Annotated in this window: 27 protein-coding genes, 1 tRNA gene and 1 pseudogene; 11 read left to right on the top strand and 18 right to left on the bottom strand. The window is 66.4% G+C overall.

Annotated features, from left to right (window positions below; all coding sequences use genetic code 11):
- Positions 1-27 precede the first annotated feature (27 nt).
- Together ABD678_RS09160 and ABD678_RS09155 are read left to right on the top strand one after the other, a co-directional pair.
- Positions 28-1,227, top strand: a complete 1,200-nt coding sequence (locus tag ABD678_RS09160) for an LPXTG cell wall anchor domain-containing protein (protein WP_344755911.1) — start codon at positions 28-30, stop codon at positions 1,225-1,227.
- 160 nt (positions 1,228-1,387) lie between these two features.
- On the top strand, positions 1,388-2,158 hold the full coding sequence (locus ABD678_RS09155; protein WP_344755909.1) for a hypothetical protein: 771 nt from the start codon (positions 1,388-1,390) through the stop codon (positions 2,156-2,158).
- Between the two features lie 5 nt (positions 2,159-2,163).
- Here ABD678_RS09155 and ABD678_RS09150 read toward each other — a convergent pair whose 3' ends face one another.
- The 7 genes from ABD678_RS09150 to ABD678_RS09120 form a co-directional block, all read right to left on the bottom strand.
- A complete protein-coding gene (locus tag ABD678_RS09150) occupies positions 2,164-2,373 on the bottom strand; it encodes a hypothetical protein (protein ID WP_344755907.1) in 210 nt (69 codons plus the stop codon).
- Positions 2,370-3,017 (bottom strand): lysoplasmalogenase, encoded by a 648-nt coding sequence (locus ABD678_RS09145; RefSeq protein ID WP_344755905.1) that lies wholly within the window; start codon positions 3,015-3,017, stop codon positions 2,370-2,372. The genes ABD678_RS09150 and ABD678_RS09145 overlap by 4 nt, the downstream gene beginning before the upstream one ends.
- A gap of 62 nt (positions 3,018-3,079) precedes the next feature.
- On the bottom strand, positions 3,080-3,313 hold the full coding sequence (locus ABD678_RS09140; RefSeq protein WP_344755903.1) for a DUF167 domain-containing protein: 234 nt from the start codon (positions 3,311-3,313) through the stop codon (positions 3,080-3,082).
- A gap of 85 nt (positions 3,314-3,398) precedes the next feature.
- Positions 3,399-3,668, bottom strand: coding sequence for a 30S ribosomal protein S15 (rpsO, locus tag ABD678_RS09135; protein WP_104094938.1), 270 nt, complete (start codon positions 3,666-3,668; stop codon positions 3,399-3,401).
- 157 nt (positions 3,669-3,825) lie between these two features.
- Positions 3,826-4,134: a hypothetical protein gene (locus tag ABD678_RS09130; RefSeq protein WP_344755898.1), complete on the bottom strand. Its 309-nt coding sequence runs from the start codon at positions 4,132-4,134 to the stop codon at positions 3,826-3,828.
- Between the two features lie 35 nt (positions 4,135-4,169).
- A complete protein-coding gene (locus tag ABD678_RS09125; RefSeq protein WP_344755896.1) occupies positions 4,170-5,564 on the bottom strand; it encodes an HNH endonuclease signature motif containing protein in 1,395 nt (464 codons plus the stop codon).
- Between the two features lie 109 nt (positions 5,565-5,673).
- Positions 5,674-6,273: a DoxX family protein gene (locus tag ABD678_RS09120; RefSeq protein ID WP_344755894.1), complete on the bottom strand. Its 600-nt coding sequence runs from the start codon at positions 6,271-6,273 to the stop codon at positions 5,674-5,676.
- A gap of 128 nt (positions 6,274-6,401) precedes the next feature.
- Between ABD678_RS09120 and ABD678_RS09115 the strand changes: the two genes are divergently transcribed.
- Positions 6,402-7,397, top strand: coding sequence for a 1-phosphofructokinase family hexose kinase (locus ABD678_RS09115; RefSeq protein ID WP_344755892.1), 996 nt, complete (start codon positions 6,402-6,404; stop codon positions 7,395-7,397).
- On the top strand, positions 7,394-8,143 hold the full coding sequence (gene surE, locus ABD678_RS09110) for a 5'/3'-nucleotidase SurE (RefSeq protein WP_344755890.1): 750 nt from the start codon (positions 7,394-7,396) through the stop codon (positions 8,141-8,143). The genes ABD678_RS09115 and surE overlap by 4 nt, the downstream gene beginning before the upstream one ends.
- Before the next feature lies 1 nt (position 8,144).
- On the opposite strand, the gene ABD678_RS09105 is transcribed toward surE, so the two are convergent.
- Positions 8,145-8,657, bottom strand: coding sequence for an MDR/zinc-dependent alcohol dehydrogenase-like family protein (locus ABD678_RS09105; protein ID WP_344755888.1), 513 nt, complete (start codon positions 8,655-8,657; stop codon positions 8,145-8,147).
- 223 nt (positions 8,658-8,880) lie between these two features.
- Between ABD678_RS09105 and ABD678_RS09100 the strand changes: the two genes are divergently transcribed.
- Positions 8,881-9,222: a hypothetical protein gene (locus ABD678_RS09100; protein WP_344755886.1), complete on the top strand. Its 342-nt coding sequence runs from the start codon at positions 8,881-8,883 to the stop codon at positions 9,220-9,222.
- A gap of 5 nt (positions 9,223-9,227) precedes the next feature.
- Here the strand turns inward: ABD678_RS09100 and ABD678_RS09095 are convergent, their stop codons facing one another.
- Positions 9,228-10,058 (bottom strand): aldo/keto reductase, encoded by an 831-nt coding sequence (locus tag ABD678_RS09095; RefSeq protein WP_344755883.1) that lies wholly within the window; start codon positions 10,056-10,058, stop codon positions 9,228-9,230.
- A 75-nt stretch (positions 10,059-10,133) separates the two neighbouring features.
- On the opposite strand from ABD678_RS09095, the gene ABD678_RS09090 reads away from it, so the two are divergent.
- Complete coding sequence (locus ABD678_RS09090) at positions 10,134-11,339, top strand: MarP family serine protease (RefSeq protein ID WP_344755881.1); 1,206 nt, start codon at positions 10,134-10,136, stop codon at positions 11,337-11,339.
- A 27-nt stretch (positions 11,340-11,366) separates the two neighbouring features.
- Here the strand turns inward: ABD678_RS09090 and ABD678_RS09085 are convergent.
- The 3 genes and pseudogenes from ABD678_RS09085 to ABD678_RS09075 all read right to left on the bottom strand — a co-directional run bounded on the left by ABD678_RS09085 (position 11,367) and on the right by ABD678_RS09075 (position 14,092).
- Positions 11,367-12,095: pseudogene (locus tag ABD678_RS09085) on the bottom strand (dienelactone hydrolase family protein).
- A 10-nt stretch (positions 12,096-12,105) separates the two neighbouring features.
- Positions 12,106-13,299, bottom strand: coding sequence for an MFS transporter (locus ABD678_RS09080; RefSeq protein ID WP_344755879.1), 1,194 nt, complete (start codon positions 13,297-13,299; stop codon positions 12,106-12,108).
- A gap of 52 nt (positions 13,300-13,351) precedes the next feature.
- Positions 13,352-14,092: a hypothetical protein gene (locus ABD678_RS09075; RefSeq protein ID WP_344755877.1), complete on the bottom strand. Its 741-nt coding sequence runs from the start codon at positions 14,090-14,092 to the stop codon at positions 13,352-13,354.
- Positions 14,093-14,235: 143 nt separating this feature from the next.
- Between ABD678_RS09075 and ABD678_RS09070 the strand changes: the two genes are divergently transcribed.
- Together ABD678_RS09070 and ABD678_RS09065 are read left to right on the top strand one after the other, a co-directional pair.
- Positions 14,236-14,466, top strand: coding sequence for a FitA-like ribbon-helix-helix domain-containing protein (locus tag ABD678_RS09070; protein ID WP_344755875.1), 231 nt, complete (start codon positions 14,236-14,238; stop codon positions 14,464-14,466).
- Entirely contained in the window at positions 14,463-14,855 is a 393-nt protein-coding gene (locus ABD678_RS09065; RefSeq protein ID WP_344755873.1) for a type II toxin-antitoxin system VapC family toxin, read from the top strand. The genes ABD678_RS09070 and ABD678_RS09065 overlap by 4 nt, the downstream gene beginning before the upstream one ends.
- A gap of 64 nt (positions 14,856-14,919) precedes the next feature.
- Here ABD678_RS09065 and ABD678_RS09060 read toward each other — a convergent pair whose 3' ends face one another.
- Positions 14,920-15,117 carry a hypothetical protein gene (locus tag ABD678_RS09060; protein ID WP_344755871.1) on the bottom strand — a complete coding sequence of 66 codons (198 nt, stop codon included), beginning with the start codon at positions 15,115-15,117 and terminating at the stop codon, positions 14,920-14,922.
- A gap of 15 nt (positions 15,118-15,132) precedes the next feature.
- On the bottom strand, positions 15,133-15,300 hold the full coding sequence (locus ABD678_RS09055) for a hypothetical protein (RefSeq protein ID WP_344755868.1): 168 nt from the start codon (positions 15,298-15,300) through the stop codon (positions 15,133-15,135).
- Positions 15,301-15,387: 87 nt separating this feature from the next.
- Between ABD678_RS09055 and ABD678_RS09050 the strand changes: the two genes are divergently transcribed.
- Positions 15,388-15,975, top strand: a complete 588-nt coding sequence (locus ABD678_RS09050) for a cation transporter (RefSeq protein WP_344755866.1) — start codon at positions 15,388-15,390, stop codon at positions 15,973-15,975.
- A 532-nt stretch (positions 15,976-16,507) separates the two neighbouring features.
- Here ABD678_RS09050 and ABD678_RS09045 read toward each other — a convergent pair.
- Positions 16,508-16,759, bottom strand: coding sequence for a hypothetical protein (locus tag ABD678_RS09045; RefSeq protein WP_344755864.1), 252 nt, complete (start codon positions 16,757-16,759; stop codon positions 16,508-16,510).
- 629 nt (positions 16,760-17,388) lie between these two features.
- On the opposite strand from ABD678_RS09045, the gene ABD678_RS09040 reads away from it, so the two are divergent.
- Complete coding sequence (locus tag ABD678_RS09040; RefSeq protein WP_344755862.1) at positions 17,389-18,723, top strand: helicase associated domain-containing protein; 1,335 nt, start codon at positions 17,389-17,391, stop codon at positions 18,721-18,723.
- A 198-nt stretch (positions 18,724-18,921) separates the two neighbouring features.
- On the opposite strand, the gene ABD678_RS09035 is transcribed toward ABD678_RS09040, so the two are convergent.
- From ABD678_RS09035 to ABD678_RS09025, 3 genes are all read right to left on the bottom strand, one after another.
- Positions 18,922-18,995, bottom strand: a tRNA-Ile gene (locus ABD678_RS09035).
- Between the two features lie 14 nt (positions 18,996-19,009).
- Positions 19,010-20,248, bottom strand: a complete 1,239-nt coding sequence (locus ABD678_RS09030; protein WP_344755860.1) for a glycosyltransferase — start codon at positions 20,246-20,248, stop codon at positions 19,010-19,012.
- Positions 20,249-20,288: 40 nt separating this feature from the next.
- Positions 20,289-21,212: a DMT family transporter gene (locus tag ABD678_RS09025; protein ID WP_344755858.1), complete on the bottom strand. Its 924-nt coding sequence runs from the start codon at positions 21,210-21,212 to the stop codon at positions 20,289-20,291.
- Positions 21,213-21,252: 40 nt separating this feature from the next.
- Between ABD678_RS09025 and def the strand changes: the two genes are divergently transcribed.
- Positions 21,253-21,819 carry a peptide deformylase gene (gene def, locus ABD678_RS09020; protein WP_344755856.1) on the top strand — a complete coding sequence of 189 codons (567 nt, stop codon included), beginning with the start codon at positions 21,253-21,255 and terminating at the stop codon, positions 21,817-21,819.
- Positions 21,820-21,821 lie beyond the last annotated feature (2 nt).

Here is a 21,821-nt window from a genome sequence, read left to right as displayed (position 1 = left end):
CTTCTCCTGACTCGAAGGAACCCGACCATGCGCGCCAGGCTTCCCCTCCTCTTCTCCGTCATCGCCGTCAGTGTCGTCGCTATTGCAGCGCCGGCATCCGCTGCGGGGGTCACCTACACCTGGACCGCCGGGGGCGGAGGCAACCAGGAGACGGCCACGGCCGCGAACTGGGACCTCGGGGTGCCGGGCGCCGACGAGAACCTGGTCTTCGCGACGGGAACCCACGCCCACAACAACCTGGCGGCCGACCTGCTCGTTCGAAGCCTCTCCTTCACGGCACCGGACTTCCTGCTCGACGGCAACCGGATCGTCCTCGGCACTGGTGGCGCGATAGCGAGCGTGGACGCGGACACGAACCTGGATATGAATCTGGTTGGCGATCAGACCTGGAGCGCAGCGGCGGGGACAACCTTCACCCATCACGGAACGGTCAATGTGCTGAGTGACGTACTCACCGTCGCCGGGGCAGGGACAATCGACTTCGCGAACAGGATCGACGGCAACGGTGGAGCCGGCAAGGTGGTCAAGACCGGTACGGGGGTGCTCATCCTCTCCGGCGGAGGCGGCGCGATCAACACCGCGGGCGCCGGTGACCACGGGCTCAATGTCCAGCAGGGCGAGACGCGAGTGACCGGCATGCTCGCCGGCACGGATTTCGTCGTCAACGGCGGCACCCTCACGGGCGGCAACCTCAGCGACCCCCTGCTCGGCGTCGTTCGCACACTCACCCTCAACACTGGCAGCATCTCCCCCGGGGTGACCGCGGGCGAGGTCTCGGTCCTTCACACCTGGGAACCGTTCACGGCGAACGCCGGTGGCATCCTCGAATTCGATATCGACGGGACGACGAACGACAGCCTCGACATCTACAAGGATGCCGTCCTGAACGGTGCCACACTGCACCTCAACGTCGCGGCCGTGCCACCCGTCGGCACCGTGTTCACGCTCGTCTCATCCCAGATCGGTACGGTAACCGGTCAGCTGGCCTCGCGCACGGGTGCGCCACTCACGAGCGGTGAATTCGTCGACAGCGGACAGCGCTGGATGATCAGCATCGGCCAGGGTTCCGTTTGGGTCGAGTACCTGGGTGCGGTTCCGCCGGCACCGGTCCTCGCCGCCACGGGCGTTACAACGAGCTGGCTCCTCCCGGTCGGCGGAGGAATCATCGTCCTCGGACTCGCGCTTCTGGTGTTCCGGCGGATTCGCCGGGTGAATTCCGAACGCTAGCGCCTGCGCTTCCGCAGCATCCGGATGTCCTGCACGTTGCTCGGGAACTCGTCCATGTCGCTCGTCGCACCGCTCGAGCGGAGAGGAGTTGTCGTCGTCATCATCCGGGAAAACCTCTGAACGCCCGCGGGCATTCCGGAAGTACCCCTAGGCTGGCCAGATGAGCTTGAGCGCCCGTGAGACTGTGTCCGCAGCGGTATCGGGACCCCGTAACCGCCTCGTTCGGGAGCTCACCATCCCGACGCTCGTGGTTGCCGCGCTCGTGCTCGTCGCCTCCACGCTGGGCGCGCTCGAGCTGCTGGCGGATGCCTTCACCGACAGCCCGATCGTGTACCTCGGCATCGCGGCTCCGGCGCTTACCGGAGCATGGATGACGGTTGAACTGTGCTGGACGAGACGTGGTGAGCCGTTCCTCCCCCGGTTCGGCTTCCGCTTGTTCGCACTCGGCGGGATCTTCATCCTCGTCAATACGATCGTTCACGGTGTCGTCACCTGGGAGCCGGCGAGGCTCGCCGCCGAACGGTTCCCCGACCAGAACAGCGGACATTTCTCCGCGTGGATCCAAACCTTCTTCGCGTTCGATCTGCTTGGCGCCGCTGCCACCCTGGGTGGCGGTGTCGCCGGGCTGCTGCTCGTGACGCTGCCCTACTTCGTCGTCGCCAGACCCCGGGAGTATGCGGACGCCAACATGCTGGCGCCCGGAGTGGGGAACCTGAAGGCTGCGCGCGTGTCGGGACTCGCGATGGTCATCGCGCTGAACCTTGTTTTCGCCGTTCCCGCGCTCGTGGTCTTCGGTACGCAGTATCACCACCAGTCGATGGTGGTCATCGGCTGGGCGCTCATTCCCGTAGGTATTGTCGCCGTGATCGTTGCGGCGGTCGTGCAGCGTCCCGACCGCGCGCGTCGCAAGGCTGCGGGTCTGCGCCGCTGACGTCTTCAGCGATCGGCGCGCCGTTTCACCCACCACTGCACGAGGTAGCTGCCGAACAGCAGTATCGCGCCCACGACGAGTGCGCCGCGGAACAGCCAGCGGAAAGCGCCGGCCTGCAGCGTGAACGCGAGGATGGCCGTCACGACGATGACGAGCGTCACGCCGAGGCGGAACAGACTGACGCGTGCGAGGGGGCCGGTGCGCTTGGCCTTCACCGGGCCCACGACATCCGGATCGCACCGTAGGCGATGAGGCCCTGCGCCGCGAGGTAGGTCAGCATGATGATCGTGTCGATCTGCCACAGTTCGAAACCGGGCAGGAATCGGTTCAGACCGAGCAGGGTGTCGGAGATCACGAACAGTGCGCCGCCGATCGCGATCCAGCGGTTGCAGCTGAGCCCGATCGACCCCATCGCGCCGAGAACGAGGCCATATGCCGCGACCGGAATGAGCAGCGATCCGAGGTGCGGGGCGAGCACGACCACGAGGCCCACCCACCACGCAAGGTAGACGAGGGCGGCGAGGCGAAGGCGGCGCATCCGGAGTCTGCGGAGGAACAGGACGATGTAGGCGAGGTGGGCGAGAAGGAAGAAGCCGAGCCCGACGAGGAAACTGAGATCGCCCGGCGCCCCGAGGGTGACGTCACCCGCCCAGGAGAACAGGATGCCGAGCGAGCCGAGCAGGGCCAGTTCGCTCCGGATGCGCGGCAGCGAATACAGGAACGCCGCCAGCAGGAGCAGCATGAGCAGGGGCTTCAGGAACGTGGACACCGCTACCAGATCGGTGGCCTGCGCGACCAGGTAGACGACGCTGACGAGCAGGTACGGTGCGAACACTGTCGCGACCCGGGCTTTGTTCATGACTCGACCCTATTGGGTCTCAGCTGCGGCCTCGGCCCAGTCTCGGTCTCGGTCTCGTGGGGTTATTCCTCGATGCGGATGCGCTTGGTGCGCGAGGTGTGACCGCGGATGATCTCGACGCGGCTGCGGGCGACGCCGAAGTGTTTCGCGAGGAGGTCGGTGACCGCAGTGTTGGCCTGCCCGTCGACGGCGCGCTGCGGGACGTATACCGTGAGCGTCTCGCCATCCGGGCCTGGTGTTGTGTCCACGAGCGGCCCCTTGCGGCTGCCCGGCTTGACGCGCACGGTGACTTCCATGACCCAAGGTTAATGAAACGGGCCGCCACCCCGAAGGATGACGGCCCGTCCGCCAAGTGTCGTCTCAGGTCGAGCCTGTCGAGACCTAGCGACGCAATCCGAGGCGCTCGATGAGCGAGCGGTACCGGTTGATGTCGATGTCCGACAGGTAGCCGAGCAGACGGCGACGCTGTCCGACGAGCAGCAGCAGGCCACGACGTGAGTGGTGGTCGTGCTTGTGCTCCTTGAGGTGCTCGGTGAGGTCCTTGATGCGTGCGGTCAGCATTGCGACCTGCACTTCGGGGCTTCCCGTGTCACCTGGGTGAGTGGCGTACTCGTCGATGATCGCTTTCTTGGCATCTGGTGCTAATGGCATAGATGGCCCCTTTCGCTCGTTGCGCGGTGCCGGTCACCTGATGTGCCAGCTCTCTTTATCCGCGGCCGTTGGACGGCAACCTTGAGAGTTTAGCAGAGCGGGGCAGGGTGGAACGTGCCCGAACCCGACTTCGCGACCCCGACATGCCTCCGTGGTTTCAGACGTGCTCGCGCAGGGCCTGGGTGAGCTGTTCGACGGTGGGTGCGCCGGCGAGTCCGGTCTCGGTCCGGTAGACCCGGCAGGCGAGGACTGTGATCGGCCCGCCGGAGGGGAACGGGTCTTCGCCGTCGATGAGGATGGTGGGCGATCCGGCGAAGGGGCGTCGGGCGGCTTCTTCGGGCGTCTGCAACAGCTCGTAGTCGATGTCGACAGCTGACTGTCCAATGGCGTCCAGGGCGGCACGCAAGCGCACCCCGGTTTCCTCCCAGTTCGGGCATTCGACAATGTGGAGCAGTTCGACCTTCATGCATCCATCATGACGCGCGGACGCGCGAATTGCTGTCAGATGGGGATCTTCTGGAGGGCGTCTCGTCGGCGTGTTCGGGACCCTGTTGTCGGGCGCCACTGTTGACTGGTGTCCAGCCAGGGTGGTGCTTTGACCTGGGGTGCGCCGTTGATCATCCGGAATTGCCAGCCGGAGGTTTCGAGGCTGCGGTGGTGGAACCAGCAGAGCAAAAGACCGTTGTCAGTATGAGTAGGCCCACCGTTCTCGGCCGGGTCGACGTGGTGGATCTCGCACCAGGCTGCGGGGACATGGCATCCGGGAACACTGCACCCGCCGTCACGGTGGGCGATCGCCCGCCGCTGCTGCGCGGTGAAGCACCGCTCCGGTGAGCCGAGTTCGATGATGCGCCCGGCGTCGTCCACGACCACACGCTGGGTGCCACCCGCGCAGGTGTAGTGCTTGATGACCCGCATCGAGACGGGGGTGTCGAGCCCGTCGATGTGCCCGACACCACGGTCGGCGTCCAGGTCTTCCTGCCGGACACTGACCATCACCACCGGCGCCGCACCACCCATTGACGGGACTTCGGCGCTACGGGCAGCGATGTCGACGATGCCGGCGAAGATGTCGTGCCGTTGCTGGTCGCGGGTGCGCGGGTCGTGTTCGAGATTGTGGGCGGCCAGCTCCTCATCGTTGAGGAATGCGGGCGCGGTGCGCGGGGAGGTGTAGGCGTCGACGAGGGTGAGGAACTTGGCCGCGACATCCGGAACCAGAGCGCCACGCAACCAGACGAGTCCGTCACGCTCCCGGCCCAGGGTGATGGAGCGCATCCGCATGGCCCGTTCCTCGATCGGGATGCGACCGTCCTGATCGAGCCGCACCTTCCAGACATCCGTCTGCAGCCGAGTCTCATCAGCAGTGCAGGGCATCGGCGACTCAGGGCTCGTACCGGTGGCCGCTGCGACCAGTTCGTACTCGGCCGCCTGGATGGAGCACACGTCCACCACGGCTGCGACGGAGCTCAGCCCACGGATGATCGTGTGGGCGGTGTCGATGCCGATCGCCCCCACGCCCAACGCCTCGGCCACACTCGGAAAGGACGCCGGCAGACGCTCCCCCGTCAACGCTGTGCGAACCCGCGTGGCCCGGCCGATCTTCAACCGTCTGGAGATCGTCTCGCTCGACGCCAGCGTGATCCGTTCGAGCAGCTCGGTCGAGTTGCGACAACCCCGCCGAGCCGAAAGCCCTTCCGTGCCGAGCTCTCGACGCGACCGGTCGTCGATCTCGCCGGCGACGGCGACCTGGGCTGCGCTCAGCCAGCGCCCGAGGCGCTCCAGAGCACCGGTGGTCTCCATTAACGCGTCGTCGGTCAACCCCGCCGCACCATCGAAACCGAGCACCCCGGCGAGGGTGCCGGTCAATGCATCGAACTCGGGGGCGGGGTTTCGCATTTCTCCATGATACCACGGATGGAAGTGAAATTAGATTCTATGTTCTATCTTTTTTAGGGTAAACTCTAGGAAAAAGGGAGCCTTGCCCTCTGAAAGAGGCTCGTCATTTTCACCGTTTCGTCGCTAGACTCGAATCTATCTTCGAATCATCTTTCGAATTCGCCTCGTCTGCAGTCGACTCGTCCGCGGCATCCGCAACCACCCGCGCAGCATCCCGCCGCGCAACCCAGCGCCCGAGCTCCACAACCGCGGTGGATGCCGCAGCACCCGCCACGAGCACGCCGATGGCCAGGCCCGTCCCTCCGCGTGCCCGGCCGACCACCGCATCCACCGAAAGCTTCCCCGGCCCGCCCTCGACGAGCATGCCCAGCGCCGCGATGATGACCGCGTTGAACTCCCAGCCGCGGTTCGCGTTCCACGGCCCGTTCTTCCCATGCACCGTCCGGATGGCGGTGGCCATCGTCGCCACGAGCCCGGTCGCCGCCAGCGGAGTCGCCGCGCCCGCCACCAGGAGCGCACCGCATCCCGCCTCGGTGACCCCGGAGAGCACCGCGTTCCGGCGCGGCGGATGCAGGTCGAGGTGATCCATCATCTTCTCGGTGCCGTCGAGGCCTCCGCCGCCGAACCATCCGAAGAGTTTCTGCGTGCCATGCCCGATGAACAACCCGCCGAGCACCACCCGGAACGCCAGTTTCGCAATGCCGACCATTCTCACCCTCACTTCCGCGTACGCATTCCACGCTATACGCGGGACGACCGCACCGCTCCCAGCCCCGGCACAGCCATCGCACAGCGACTCATCCAGCGATTCACAAGCTCCCGCCCTACCGTCGCAGCATGAGCGAGATCGTGATCTTCGCCCCCTCGCCGGTCCTCACCGTGACCGTGGAGGATCATCCGGACGGCCCCGACGTCCACTTCCATGCCGGCGGTCAGGGGGTCTGGCAGGCGCGCATGATCCGCCGGATCGGTGCCGATGTCACCCTCTGCAGCGTGCTGTCCGGGGAGAGCGGGCGGATGCTGCGCCACCTGCTCGACGACGAGGGCATCAACGTCGTCGCGGTCGAACGCGAAGCCCGCGGCGGTGCCTATGTACACGACCGGCGAGGCGGTGAGCGGGTCAAGATCGTCGAGACCGGCGGCGCCCCCATCAGCAGGCACGACCTCGACGAGCTCTACGGTGTGACGCTGCGGGAGGGCATCCGCGCCGACCTCGTCGTCCTGAGCGGCCCGGCGGGCGAGGACACGCTGCCCGCGGATGTCTACCGCCGGCTCGCCGCGGACATCCGGACGGCCGAGCGGCCGGTCATCGTCGACCTCGCCGGCGATCGCCTGACCGCCGCCCTCGCCGGAGGCGTGACGGTCGCGAAGGTCAGCGACGAGGAACTGCTCGCCGACGGGCGTGTACGCGAGAACAGCACCGACCAGGTCATCGCCGCCATGCGGCGGCTGAAAGCGGAGGGCGCGGCGACCGTCATCGTCACCCGCGCCGACAAACCCTTCCTCGTGCTCACCGACGAGGCGCTCAGCGAGGTGACCCCGCCGAAGATGGAGATCGCCGACACGAGCGGCGCCGGCGACTCCCTCACCGCCGGCGTTGCGGCGACACTCGCCTCCGGCGGCACGATCGAAGAGGCCGTAATGGTCGGCGCGGCCGCCGGCGCGCTCAACGTGACCCGTCACGGCCTCGGCACCGGCGACTCCGAGGCGATCGATGCGATGCGCGACCTCGTCACCACCCGCACGCTCGGCGACGAAGTCGACGATGCCGTGAGCCTCAGCCCCGACCAGCTGGCCGGCCAGGTGCAGGAGAGCTCGGACGGAGAACCATGACCGTCGCCCTGGTCACCAACGACGACGGGATCGACTCCGCGGGCCTGCACCGGCTCGCGTTGCTCGCGAGCGACGCCGGCCTCGAAGTGACAATCGCCGCGCCGGCCGCGCAGTCGAGCGGCAGCAGCGCATCCATCACCGGGGCGGCGACGGATGGCCGCATCCGGTTCGAGCGCCGGGAGCTCGAAGGCCTGGAGGGGATCCCCGCGTACGCCGTTCAGGCCGCACCAGCGCTCATCGCCCTCATCGCCGCGCACGGCGCGTTCGGCCCCGTGCCGGACCTCGTGCTCTCCGGCATCAACCGGGGGGCGAACGTCGGACGGGCGATCCTGCACTCCGGCACCGTCGGCGCCGCCCTGACCGGTGGTGTGAATGGCGCGCGGGGCCTCGCCGTCTCGCTCGACGTCGGCATGCATCCCGAGGAGTTCCATTGGGATGCCGCCACCCCGTTCGTGCTGCAGCTGCTCTCACGGCTCCAGGAGACGCCGACGGGTACTGTCTTCAACCTGAACGTCCCCAACCACAACGGCCCCGACCCGGAGTTGCGGGAGGGCTCGCTCGCGGCCTTCGGTATCGTGCAGACGACGATGACCCGCAACGACGAGGAGCACACCAGGCTCTCTGTCGCCGACACCCCGGCGGGTCAGGAGCCGGGGAGCGATGCCGCCCTTCTCGCGGCGGGCTTCGCGACGGTCACCAGTATCGCCTCGATCTCGGAGGCGGCGGAGGCGGCGCTCCAGGCGTGACCTACGCCGCGACCCGCTCCGGCTCGCGATGGACGACCCGCACCTCGTCGAAGATGCCGGCGCGGATGGCCTGGAACACCTCGGTGGCCGCCTGCTGCAGCCGTCCCTGCCGGTGCGAAGCCTCGACCGCAGCGAGGCGACGCGCGGGTTCGTCATAGACGACATCCGCTTCCACCTGATCGTCGACGATCACACCGCCGAGCGAGGCGACCCAGGCCGAGACGACCTGGCGCAGCAGCGAGTTGCGCAGCGGAACGGCCACGCGCTCCCCCCGCGCGAAAGGACGAACCTGCGTGATCATCGCGCGGGCAAGCAGCCCGGGCGCGAGAAGGTCGGCGGCCTGGCGGTCTGAGACGTTGCGCGGGATCCCGATGAGCGTGTCGACGCTCAGCACGGGACCGGGCCCGAGCGAGAGCGGATAGGCCACGCGGTCGCCACGCACGAAACCGTCTGCCGGGCTGCCGACATCCGCGATCGAAGCCGCAACCATCGAACCGGTCGCGTCGATCGTCACGCGAACCTCGCCTGCAGCGGGCCGCGCGATACCGGGCCGCGCAACGCTGGGTCGCGCGATACCAGGCCGCGCAGTACTGGGCCGTCGGGTCGGAATGGTGCTCATACACGTGCAAACCGCTCGCCGCCCCCCAATATTCCGGCGCGAGCGAGGCGCTGGGCGCTATTCTGGGCGTGAACTGCGGTCCCAGCGTTCTCTCGATGAACTAGTGGAAGGCACCGAAATGATCACACTCTCCTGGCTCTTCATCATCACGATCCTCGCCGCGGCACTCGCCCTCTTCGACGGCATCAGCCGGCTGAGCGGGCGGCGCAGCAACTCGATCCTCGCGATCGGCGAACTGCTGTTCGCCGCGCTCATGCTGTTGTCGATCTTCTTCGCGTTCCCCGCCCCGCTCGGCACCTTCCTGTTCTCCCTGCTTCTGGAGATCGTGCTGGTGCTCATGCTGCTGATCCGCGGCACCGGAGCCAAGGGTGTCTCGGTCGTGACGGTCATCGCGCTCATCCTCAACGCGGTCGTCCTGCTCATCGCCCTCGGGTGGCTGACGATCCCGGGGCTGGGCTAGAGCGCTCAGAACTCCTCGTTGGTGTCGGGGTCGCCGCCCCACAGCCGCCCAGACTCGAGCGAGGAGATCGAGGCGACCTCCTCGTCGGTGAGTCCGAAGTCGAAGACATCGAGGTTCTCCGCCTGCCGGGCCGCGTGCGCCGACTTCGGCAGCGGGGTCGACCCGAGCTGCACGTGCCAGCGCAGAACCGCCTGAGCCGGTGTCACGTTGTGCGCGTCGGCGACCGCCGTGACGACCGGATCGTCGAGCACAGAACGCTGGCGGGCGAGCGGCGTCCAGCTCTGGGTCTGGATGCCGTGCTCGGCATGGAAGGCGCGCATCGCCGCCTGCGGGAAGTGCGGGTGCAGCTCGATCTGGTTGACCGCGGGAACGACGCCGGACTCCTCGATGATGAGAGTCAGATGCTTCTGGGTGAAGTTGCTCACGCCGATCGAACGGACGAGCCCGTCCTCGCGCAACCGGATCATTGCCCGCCAGGTGTCGAGATACTTGCCGACGCGCGGCAGCGGCCAATGGATGAGGAAGAGGTCCACGTAGTCGACGCCCAGGTTGGCGCGCGACTCCTCGAAGCCGGCGAGTGCCTCCTCGTAGCCGTGGAACCGCCCGGGCAGTTTGGTGGTGATCCTGACGTCCTCGCGCGGGATGCCCGAACGGCGAACAGCCTCCCCCACCTCGGCCTCGTTCTCGTAGTTGAGGGCGGTGTCGAGCAGGCGGTAACCGGCCTCGATCGCCGTGAGCACGGCATCCGCACCGTCGTCGCCACGCAGCTTGTACGTGCCGAACCCGATCGCCGGAAGCGTGTTGCCGTCGTTGAGTGTCACCAGGGGAGTCGTCATGTCTCCAGTCTGACGTAAGCGGAGCAGGGTATTCTCAGCAAACAGGATGGCTGCGGCGAGCGAAAGGCGGTGCGGATGTCGACCTCCGGAATCCTCGACGCCCTGCTGATCCTGCTCATCCTCGCCTACTTCAGCTACGGCTGGGTGGTCGGGTTCGTGCGAAGCCTGTTCGGCCTTGCCGGGATCATCGTCGGAGGGATCGCCGCCTTCTTCGCGGTGCCGCTCATCGGCTCCTGGATCTCGTTCCCGACGTGGCGCCTGCTGCTCGTCATCGTCGCGGTGATCGCCCTCATCGCCGGCGGCCAGGCCCTCGGCGCCTGGATCGGCCGGATGCTCGGGCGGAGAGTGGAGGAGTCGAGGCTCAGTATTCTCGACCGCATCGGCGGCGCCATCATGAACGCCGTGGTCGCCGCCCTTATCGTCTCGGTCGTGGCGTTCAGCGTCGGCTCCTTCGGTGTGCCTGCGCTCACCCAGGCGATCTCCGGCTCCACCGTGCTGCGCACCATCGACCGGTTCACCCCCGGGCCCGTCAAGACAGGCCTTGCCCAGCTTCGTTCGATCGTCGTCCAGCAGGGCATCCCACGCATCATCTCGGCGGCGGGCGGCCCGACAGAACCCTCGACACCGCCTCCCCCGCCCGAGGCGCCGAACATCGAGGGCGGCACCTCATCGCTCGATGCGGCCGCGCGGTCGGTCGTCAAGGTCACCGGAAGCGCCTACCAGTGCGGGCAGAACCAGTCCGGCAGCGGTTTCGTCATCGCTCCCGACCGCGTCGTCACCAACGCGCACGTCGTCGCGGGCGTGTCCGAGCCGGTCGTCGAAGTGCCGGGGGCCGGCGCCACACCCGGCCGGATCGTGTACTTCGACCCGCAGAAAGATCTCGCGGTCATCGCCGTCAAGGATCTGGCCGCCTCCCCCATCCCGCTCAGCCCGACCCTGCCGGAGGGCAGCGACGCGGTCTTCGACGGCTACCCCCTAGGCGGCCCGTTCCAGTCAGGCTCTGCACGAGTCGACCGTGTGATGACCGTGCGCGTCAACGACATCTATGGCAACAACCCGAGCTCGCTCGAGGTGTACCAGCTCGCCGCGGATGTTCAGGAGGGCAACTCGGGTGGTCCGCTCCTGAGCACGGATGGCCTGGCCGCGGGCGTCATCTTCGCGAAGTCCGCGGACACGGCAGGCGTCGGCTACGCCCTCACGATGCAGGAGCTGCAGCCGGTCGCCGACCGGGCGGAGTCGCTCTCGGCCCCGGTGTCCTCCGGGTCGTGCATCCGGCGCTAAGAACCCCGTGCTTCCCAGGCTGGGCGCTCAGCCGAGCCGCTCGCCCAGGAAGCCGAGCACACGCGACCAGGCGTCGGCGGCGGCATCCGGGTCGTAGGTCATGGAATTCGTGTCGTTGAAGAAGGCGTGCCGGGCGCCGGGGTAGACGGTCGCCTCGAAGTCGACACCGGCATCCGACATGCCCTTTCTGACGTCGGGGAGGCTCGCCATGAGCCGCTCGTCCTGGTCGCCGTAAAAGGCGTGGACCGGCCCTGCGATCGAGGCGAGTTCCGAGGTCTCCGGCGGCGCGCCGTAAAAGGGAGCCGCGGCGCGGATGCGCGGATCCGCCGCCGCGAGCGCGAAGCTGTAGCTGCCGCCGAAGCAGAAACCGGTGACGGCGATGCGCCCGTCGATGCCCGGCTGCGCCTAGAGGTAGTCGACGACCGCGCGCAGCTGACCGATCGCCCACGCGCCGTATTCCGGTTCGCGTGAGGCCGCGAGTTTTTCACGCATGAGCGGCTGGGCGGTCATGCGCACCGCCTCATCCGGGTTCTTCGTCAGATCGTGCAGCTCCTGCCCGACCGTCGGCGAGACGCCGGCATTGCTCAGGATGTCGGGGGCGACCACGAGATAGCCTTCGGCGGCGAACCGGTCGGCGATGTCACGGATGTGGTCGACGAGTCCCCAGATCTCGTGGATGACGATGAGCCCGCCCTTCGGCGCGGCGGGCGGATCGGCGCGGTAGGCGGTCAGCTCGGAATGGGGAATCTGGATCATGGGCATGTGCTCATCCTGCCATTGCGGGAGTCTGGCGCGGCATCCGCAGTGCGTAGACGGCGGCGATCGCGAGCAGCACGACGGCGGAGGCGAACGCGGCCGGGTAGGACACGGCATCCAGGAGGGCGCCGGCGGCGAGCGGCCCGATGATCGCGCCGAGGTCGGAGAAGGCGGAGAAGATGGCGACCGGCTGGCCACTCCTGGCGCCGGCCGCGTCGCCGACGGATGCCGTGGGTGCGGTCCCCATGAAGGCTGCGGCCACGCCGAACACACACAGCAGCGCGATGAGCACCCAGATGTCGCCGGCGAACGGGATCGCGAGCATGACGACCGCACCGACAGCGTAGGAGCCGATGATGGCGGGCTTGCGCCCGATCGTGTCGACGAACCTTCCGGCGGGGGCGAGTGCGAGGGTCTGGGCGACTGCGGCGATCGCGAAGGCGATGCCGGTCCAGAGCTCCTCCTTGTGCAGGAGTTCGACGACGAGGATGGGCACAATGGCACTGCGCACGCCGAGGCTCGCCCATCCGGAGGCGAAGTTCGCCAGGCATGCGGCGCGGAAGCGGCGGTCGGCGAGCACGACGCGGAACGGGATGGGCGCAGCCGCGCCTGCGCCGGCATCCTTCACCGCCTTCGAGACGGGCTTGAGGAACAGCAGGCCGACGACGCCCGCGATGACGAGGGTTCCCGCGTAGAAGAAGAACGGGGCCCGCAGGGAGATGACGGCGAGCAGGCCGCCGATCGCGGGGCCTGCCATACCGCCGATGAGGAACCCGCCCTGATAGAAGCCGACGGCGCGGCCGCGCATCGAGGGTGCGGTGGTGCCGAGCAGGAGCGACATGGCGGAGATCGAGAACATCGCCGAGCCGACGCCGCCCGCGCCGCGAAGGAGCAGCACCTCGAGATAGGTCTGGGCGAGGCCGACCATGGCACTCGAGACGGCGACGATCCCGATGCCGATCGCGAGGATCGTGCGTTCGCCGCCCAGGTCGATGAGTTTGCCGACGAACGGGCTCGCGACGAGTCTCACGAGCGCGAACGCGGAGACGACCGCGCCGACCTCGGTATAGCCGACCCCGAAGTCGCGCACGAAGACCGGGAGCACCGGGATCACGACGCCGAAGCCGACCATGACGAAGAAGGCGATGACTCCGAGCACGATCGTCTCGCGGGAGAGCCGCGGCTTCACGGCGGGAGTCGACACCTACTCAGGCTAGAGGGTTACGCGCGGGTGCGCAGACGATACGGGGCCGGACTCAGCAGTCGTAGAAGTAGTGGATCGGAGAGCTGAAACTCGTGAGCACGCCACCCTCCATGATCGCAATGGCTCCCCAGTAGTCGTCCGGGCTCCCCGTCGCGGTGCCGCTCGCGACGTCGTAGTGCAAGGTCTTCAGGGAACCGAAATCGTCGGAGTATGCTCCGGGCGCTCCGGTGAAGACCTCGCTCTCGGTCGCGCCGACCCACTGCCCACCGAGGGTCGTGACCGCGATGCCGTTGGTGGTGCGCTCGGCGTCGGATGACGCCAAGAATTTTGCTCCCCCGGGGCGCTGCCAGTCGGTTCCCCAGGTGAATGTGATTCCGCCCCAGGTGGCCTGCGGGCGCTCGTGGAAGCACATACTTGCCGGAAGCGTCGATCGGATCTCGGGAAGCCTGATGGCCTCACTCAGCTGGGCGACCGCGGTCTCGGGGTCCGTCGTGAAGGGTACATCGAGATAGATCCCGCCCTCCGAGATTGCCACGTAAACGCTGTCGCCGTCGATCACGATGGAGGAGATGCGGTCGCGGAGGTCCGGCGTCTCGCTGGGAGTCGGCTCAGCGGATGTGGTCGGATCGGCGCCTGGGCGATCCGAAGGCGTCGGATCGGCGCCTGGGTCGTCTGACGGCACCGGTCCGCCCAGGTCGCACCCGGCAAGTCCCATCGAGAGAGCAAGTACCGCACTGACAGCGAGAACCTTCCCCACATTCACCAGGGTGGCAGAGCTGGCGGTGCTGAGCATGTTGTCCTCCTGGAGAATTGTGGGCTGTTACTGTCGCGACGCTCCGGGCGCTTTCGCAGGTTGACAGCCCCGCGCGTTGGCGTCAACCAAGTTATCAACAGATTTGCCGATCTGCGCATGTGTGGCACATGTAGCATGGAATCATGTCCAAGATGTTGCAGGTACGGAATCTCCCGGATGAGGTGCACGCGCGCCTCAAAGAGCGCGCGGCGTCGGAGCGCATGTCGCTCTCGGACTTTGTGGCGCAGGAACTCACGAAGCTCGTGCGCTACCGCAGCAATGCGGAGATCATCGCGGAGGCGCGTAAGAAGACGTTCGACATCTCGATCGACGAGGTCGTAGAGGGCATCCGAAGGGACAGGGAGTCACATTGAGCTTCAACGCTGTCGTCGATTGTTCTGCACTCTTCGACAACCTGGTTCTGTCCCGGATCACCCGTCTCACCGATTCCTTCGCCGAGGGACGCTTCCACGCTCCTCAACTCATCGATTACGAGTTCATGGCAGCACTGCGCCGCCATGTCACGAGCGGTCGCCTCGGAGCGAGCGATGCGACCGACAAACTCGAGTTCTTCACCCTGTTCAGCCTCGAGCGCCACGGCGTCGAACTGCTGCGCCATCGGATCTGGACGCTGCGACATAACTTCTCCCCCTACGACGCGAGCTACGTCGCTCTCGCCGAGGCTCTCGGTATCCCGCTGGTCACGAGCGACCTGCGCCTGGCGAACGCCGCACGCCAGTATTGCGATGTGCTGACGCCCTGATGCGGGCATCCCCCACCGTCACCTCTCGACGGGCTGCTGCCGGGCAGCATCCGGATGCTCTGGCTCAGCCAAGCGTGACCAGCAGGCTGAGGGCGGCGAGCACGATCGTGACCGGCACCATCGTGTACCGCTCGGGTTTGCTGCGGGAGATCGCGTTGAGCAGGATGCCGAGCGCGAAGTAGGCGAACACGACCCAGGCCGTGACCTGCACGAATCCAGGGTCGCCAAAAAGTCGGACGAGGCCGGCCCGCTCGAGGAGCACTGTCGCGATGAGTGCCTAGATGACGATCGAGACGACGCTGCCGATGCGCAGCCGGGTGGGAAGCACGCGCGACTGCCCGCCCCAGGCGAAGTGCCCGAGCGGCGCCCCGGCCACGAGGGCGAGCTGGAACACGGCGAGGAGCCCGAGGACGACGGTGGCGGCGATGGCGGCGAAAGTGGTCATGGGCGAACTGTAGTGGATGGCGATGACGGGCTGGTTCCGGTGCGGCGGCACCCGGGAGCATGCCGACACACGACCTAGACTGTGCGAGTGACTGGGTTCCGGCGAGCAGTACTCATCGTCGGTCTCCTGAACCTCGGATACTTCGGAATCGAGTTCACGACAGCGCTGCTCATCGGCTCGGTGTCACTCTTCGCCGACAGCGTCGACTTCCTGGAAGACGCCAGCATCAACTTCCTCATCGTCGTGGCCGTCGCGTGGAGCGCGCGTTCACGCAGTGTCGTCGGACGCATCCTGGCCGTCGTGATCCTGGTGCCCGCGGTGGTCACGTTCGTCACCGCCATCGTGAAGATCTTCGACCCTGTGGCTCCCGCCTTCGCACCCATGTCACTCGCTGCGCTCGGCGCGCTCGTGGTCAACCTGACCTGCGCGTTCATCCTCGTGCGGCACCGCCACCATGAGGGAAGCCTGAGCCGTGCGGCATGGCTCTCGGCTCGCAACGATGCGCTCGCGAACGTGGGGATCATTGCCGCTGCCTTCGTCGCCATCCCGCTTCAGTCGGGCTGGCCCGACATCATTGTCGGTATCGCGATCGGACTCCTCAACCTGGATGCGGCGCGCGCGGTGTGGCGAGTCGCGAGGGACGAGTCGCGCCAGGAACTCACCCCTGAACCGTGAACTGGACCATCTTCGGTTGCCTCGGCGCCCAGTTGCGCAGCCCGGCCACGTAATCGACCCGTAGAGCGGGCGGGGCTTGAACTTATGACCGACGGCCGATGACGGGTACTTGAGGCCTTACTAACCTGTACCAAGTCGAGATGGAAATTGCCGCTGGGTCCAATTCTGCCTACCTATTCAAGAGCATCTTCGCTCTCGGAGAGAGCGCTTGGCAGGCCCAGTCGGAACATTGAGGAGCAGTTCCGTCATGGGCAATCGCAGCGTTTTCGGGGGCCCAGGGGCGACCAGCCAGTCTTCAAGCTGACTACGCGGTTTCGACTCCCCTCGCTCTCTCGGTATCCGCTGGGAAAGTAGCCCCACTGCAACGCATTTTAAGAAGCTTTGGAGGGCAATGCGGAGGAAGGCGGCGCCGTCGCCTGATCGTCACACCGCTCCCCACGGTGAACTTCCAGAGGAGCAGAGAATTGAGCCACGTGCCGAAAATACGGCCGGGCTCAGACACCAGCACGGCAGGGAATCTAATGTTTTGGACTCAATCGCGGATCAGTACGTAGCCCTGGCGGCGACTCTCCTGCATGTTGTCCCGCAATTCGCGGGTAACAAGTTCCTGGAGGTTATCCGGGATACGGCAGCCACTGCCACCACCCTTGCTAATGCCGGATGGCTGACCGGCCTCACACCGCAAGTTCGGCGGGACTGCCTGGTTGACCGCGACGCACAACTCATGTGGAGCGTGGCCGCGATCGCATTCGAAATGGACCTTCACGCTGCTGTTGGGATTCATTGAAGACTCCTCTCCTAGTTGCAAGAGTGGCACTGGCCAAGGACATTCCTGCGGAGAGACTGCGCGGGTGCACTGTCGCGTTTTTACGCGAAAGCGTTGAATGAGGACAACCGTGCTCCGTCGTGCAGCTCCAAGTCCGACTAAGGGCGTCCGATTGAGGCACGCTGAGCAACACGAGAGGTCTCCAAATCAAAAAGCTGATCCGGATCACAGTGGCGAGATTCGGATACAGCTGGATGTCGGCAGGATCAGATGCCCAAGCGGCCTTCAACTCAGATTGGCCGAGCGTGATTGCCCAATGGATTTTGGTGTCACGTATGGAGGGTTGGGCGGGCTTGGCAGAGGAAGCCGTCCTTTCGACGCGCAACCGGCTCGTATATCCCCGTAGGGTTGTAGGGCGGACTGGACTTGAACCCGTGATCGGCAGATTATGAGGGAGCATTTGATGCCCTAATTGACTGACCCCGCGCGAACCCAATTCGCCCTGACTCGCCACACGTTACGTCGGTTTTCGAGGCTTGCGAGGGGGCCCGAGCCGGCGTGGGTAGATAGGGGATCGTGGTGACTCCCGGGAGCGCGACAGGAGTGCTTTCCGAGTGCGCTGACGAGTCGATTGCTAAAATCTGGCCATGCCCCGCACAGTCCCGCTCGAAGTGCACCGAGAGCGCGCGATCGCTTGGGCAGCATTCGTGGAGAACGAAGGTCGCCAGCCCGGTAACTCACCATCGGTTCCGCAAAGTGAGTCCGCCCTCTACTACTGGATGCACAGACTCCGCCGACAAGACGCACGCGGGGAACTCAAGCCTGAGATCGAGGCGACACTTAGCAAACACGTACCTGAATGGAGAACTCCCTCTGACCGCGTATTGAGGATCGACACGGACCTACACGCTTTGTATGCCGCGGAGTACTCGATGTTTCGCGACCTGCACGGGCGGCCCCCCAGCCAACTCGCGAGCGCGAAGCGCGAGCGCCAACTCCACCACTGGTTCACCAACCAACGGGCAGCCCTAACTACGGGACGACTCGATACCAGCGTGCAGGCCGCGATCAGCCGTTACTTGCCGGGATGGGATGCGCCGTCAGGCCGGACACGAAGGCCTCCCACCGTCAGGACGTTCGAGGCCAGACTGCGCGAATTGCACGAGTACATGGAATCAAACGATGGGCTACTACCTTCGACCAGTCATCGAGGCGACGACCCCGATGGGATCGGCAACTGGCTCCGTAGTCAGCGAACCCGCCTTCGTCGGGGCGAGATCAAGAGGTCTCGAAAGCGTGCTCTGGATGAACTTGCTCCGGGGTGGGCGTACGAGACTCGCTCAGTTCAAAAGTGGACTCTGCGCGCTAACGAACTCGCGGCTTTCGTATCTGAGCACGAGCGACTCCCGCGCCGCTCATCCGAACCTACCGAGCGACGGCTCGCCACTTGGTTGACGGGCGCAAGAAGTGCCGAACTCACCGAGTTGCAATCGGGCACGCTAGACGCCCTCATTCCCGATTGGCGCGGGAACGGTGTCGCGAAAGCGTGGGGCGTACGAGTCCATGAGATACACGCATTTATCGCCGAACACGGGCATCGTCCCCGCCCCCAAGGCAGCACGCCCGAAGAACGACGAATGGGATTCTGGCTCACTAGACAGCGTCGGGCTGACAAGGAGGGGAAGCACACACCCGAGCAGAAGACGTTGCTCGATGAAGTACTCCCCGGCTGGAAGCGGCCCGAGCGCGCTTCGGCAAAGCCGAGAACACCACGCCACCCAGGCGCGCACGAACGCCAGGAGTCGAAGTCCAAGTTGTCGAACGCTCGGTCGGTGGACGTTATCGATCAGGCCCAGCGAGACATAACCAACAAACATCCCGAGTTGGCCATCGAAGACCCCTATCGCTACGCGCGCAAGGTAGTGAAACGGTATCTGCGCCTGAGTGCGCGCGCAGCGATGCCGGTGAACGACACGAAGTAGGACCAGACTACGGCCCGCACGTTTTCACTGCGCCTCACTCGACCACCCCGCCAGCGCCCGCTATTCGGGGTGAGGCGACAAGGCTGGCTGAGCCAAGTGTCCTGGCCGTGCACTCCTTCGCGGCGCTTGTCGGCTGCCCGCTGACCTGCCGTGCCGGGCAGGCACGCCCACTCGCGGCTGCATGGAGGCATAGGGCCGTAGGGCGGACGGGACTTGAACCCGTGACCGACGGATTATGAGTCCGCTGCTCTAACCAGCTGAGCTACCGCCCCGCGCCGCCGACGCGTCAGGAGGCCTGCTCGTCGAGGGTCACCTCGGTGACCGGATCGGTCACCGCCTCCCCACGATACAGTCTCTCGAACGTTGTGAGCGTGCGCTCGATGTCGTGTGGCGCGATCAGCCGCAGGCTGTTGCGCTTCATACGCGTGAGCTCGTCCTGCGGCAGCGTCAGCACGGTGGTGAGCTTCGCCGCAAGATCGTCGACGTTCTCCGGCTCGAACAGGTAGCCGTTGTCACCGTCATGCACGAGGTGCGGCAGCGCCATGGCGTTCGCGGCGACGACCGGGAGCCCGGACGACATGGCCTCCATCGTCGCGATGCTCTGCAGCTCGGCGATCGACGGGATGGCGAAGACCGTCGAGTTCGTGTAGGCGGCCTTCAACTCTTCATCGGATACGTAGCCGGTGAATGTCGTGCGGTCGCCGACCCCCACGTCGTTCGCGAGCTTCTTGAGGTGGTTGAGCAGGTCTCCCCCACCGACGATGTCGAGGGTCGCCTCGAGTGCGGGGTCGAGCTTCGCCACCGCCCTGATGAGCACGTCGATGTGCTTCTCGCCAGTCACCCGGCCGACGAACAGGATGCGGTTCGCCTTCTTGTCGGAGAAGTCCGGCGTGTACTCGCTCGAGTTGATCCCGCACGAGATCGCGTGCACGCCGGTGAGGTCGGTCGCCGCCTCCAGGAACTCCGCGCCCTTCCTCGTCGGCGTCGTGATCGCCTCACACAGGTGGTACGTCTTCGCCGCGTCGTTCCAGGCGATGCGGATGGCCGTCTTGCGCAGGAACTTCGGCAGCAGCGTGTGCTGGATGAGGTTCTCCGGCATGAAGTGGTTGGTCGCGATCACCCGGATGCCGCGGATGCGCGCCTGCCTGGCCAGCCCGCGGCCGATCACGATGTGCGACTGGATGTGCACGACATCCGGTTTCACCTCGTCGAGGATGCGCGCCGCGTGCGCCTGGCTGCGCCACGGGAGCACGAACCGCAGCCAGTCGTGCGGGAACCAGCGCCACGAGTACACCCGGTGCACGACCAGGTCGGCGCCCTCGTGCTGCTCGACGAACCGGCCGTGCTTGCGGCTGAACGCCGGCGCCTCGATGTGCACCTCGTGGCCGCGCTCGACGAGGCCCGCAGCCAGACGCGACGTGAAACTCGCCGCCCCGTTGACGTCGGGGGCGAAGGTGTCGGCACCGATCAGGATGCGCAAATGGCGTGCGGCGTCGTGCGCCGAATCGTTCGGGGCGTCAGGCAAGATGTGGGGTTTCCCTCGTGCAGTTGGCGTGCGTCCCAGCCTACCGCTGAGCCTGCGGGTGATGTTTCGAGAGTTGGAACACTCCGTAAATGGCGAGCATACCCGCCGCGATGTAGGCGATCGCCGCGAACCAGGGGGCACCGGATGCCTCCTGCAGCACGACGATCCCGATCGTGACGGCGACGATCGGGTCGACGACGGTGAGCCCGGCGATCACGAGGTCGGGTGGCCCCGAGGAGTACGCGTTCTGCACGAAGTACCCTCCGAGCGCCGCCGCCGCGAGCAGCGCGACGATACAGGTGACGGTGAGCCACTCGAAGTCGCCGGTCTTCGCCCGGTCGATGACGACCTTGGCGAGGGTGGCGACGAAGCCGTAGAGAACGCCGGCCCCGAGGATGAACACGATCGCCTTGAAGCGATCGCGCAGGAACGCGAAGGCGAGGGAGAGACCCATCGTGATGATACCCAGGAGTGCGAGGATCACGCCGAGCTGGGCCGAGTTGATCGGGCTCGACTTCGCGGTGAAAGCCGCCACCGTCACGAACAGGCCGACACCGCCGACACAGAACGCGATCGCCCTGATCGACTTCGCGTCGAGCTTCACCTTCGACACGCGTGCATTGACCACGGCGGTGATGACGAGAGCGATCGCCCCGAGCGGCTGAACGACGATGATGGGGGCGAGGTAGAGGCTCGTGAGTTGGAGCACGACGGCAAGGCCGAGCATGAGGGTTCCGACGACCCAGGACGGCCGCGCCAGCAGCAGCAGGATCTGGCGGAGGCTGAGGCCCGGGCTCGTATCGATCTCGCCGGTGTCGGCCTCGACCCTGCCGACACCGCGGTGCTGGAACTGCGCGCCGAGCGCGAGGAACACCGCGGCGATGATGGCCACCGGGATGCCGAGCCACTGGTTCGGCGTGAGCGTCACGAACTGATCCGTGAAGTCGGTCAGGTCTGGCGGCACCCCACGACTTTACCGGTTGCACGCGGGATATTCTTGGCGAATGGCCGTTCTCCCGATCCGGATCACCGGTGACCCCGTACTGCACTCCCCCGCCGAACCGGTCACCCGTTTCGACGAGGAACTGCGGACCCTCGTCGCCGACATGGTCGAGACGATGAAGGCGGCGCCGGGAGTCGGACTCGCCGCACCGCAGGTCGGCGTTCCCCTGCGAGTCTTCGTCTTCGACTGGACCGAGGACGGCATCCGGCACAGCGGCACGGCCATCAACCCCGAGCTGTGGATCACCCCGACCCCGACGGGCGAGCCGGATGACGAGGCCGAGTCCGAGGGCTGCCTCTCGATCCCGGGCGAACGCTTCGCACTGCGCAGGGCGCAGCACGCGATACTCACGGCCGTCGACCCGGACCGGAAGCCGTTCGAGCTGCACGCCGAGGGCTGGCTCGCCCGGATCTTCCAGCACGAATACGACCACCTGGACGGCATCCTCTACGCCGACCGCCTCGACCACCTGAACGGCCGCGCCGCCCAAAAGGCGATCCGCAGGAACGGCTGGGGTGTGCCAGAGCTCAGCTGGTTGCCGGGGCTCGACCACCTCGAGGGTTACTGAAC

It is taken from the genome of Leifsonella bigeumensis, from assembly GCF_039537265.1.
Classification (GTDB): Bacteria; Actinomycetota; Actinomycetes; order Actinomycetales; family Microbacteriaceae; genus Terrimesophilobacter; species Terrimesophilobacter bigeumensis.
The sequence above is the reverse complement of the archived record's forward strand: the minus strand, read 5'-3'. Positions and strand labels throughout refer to the sequence as shown.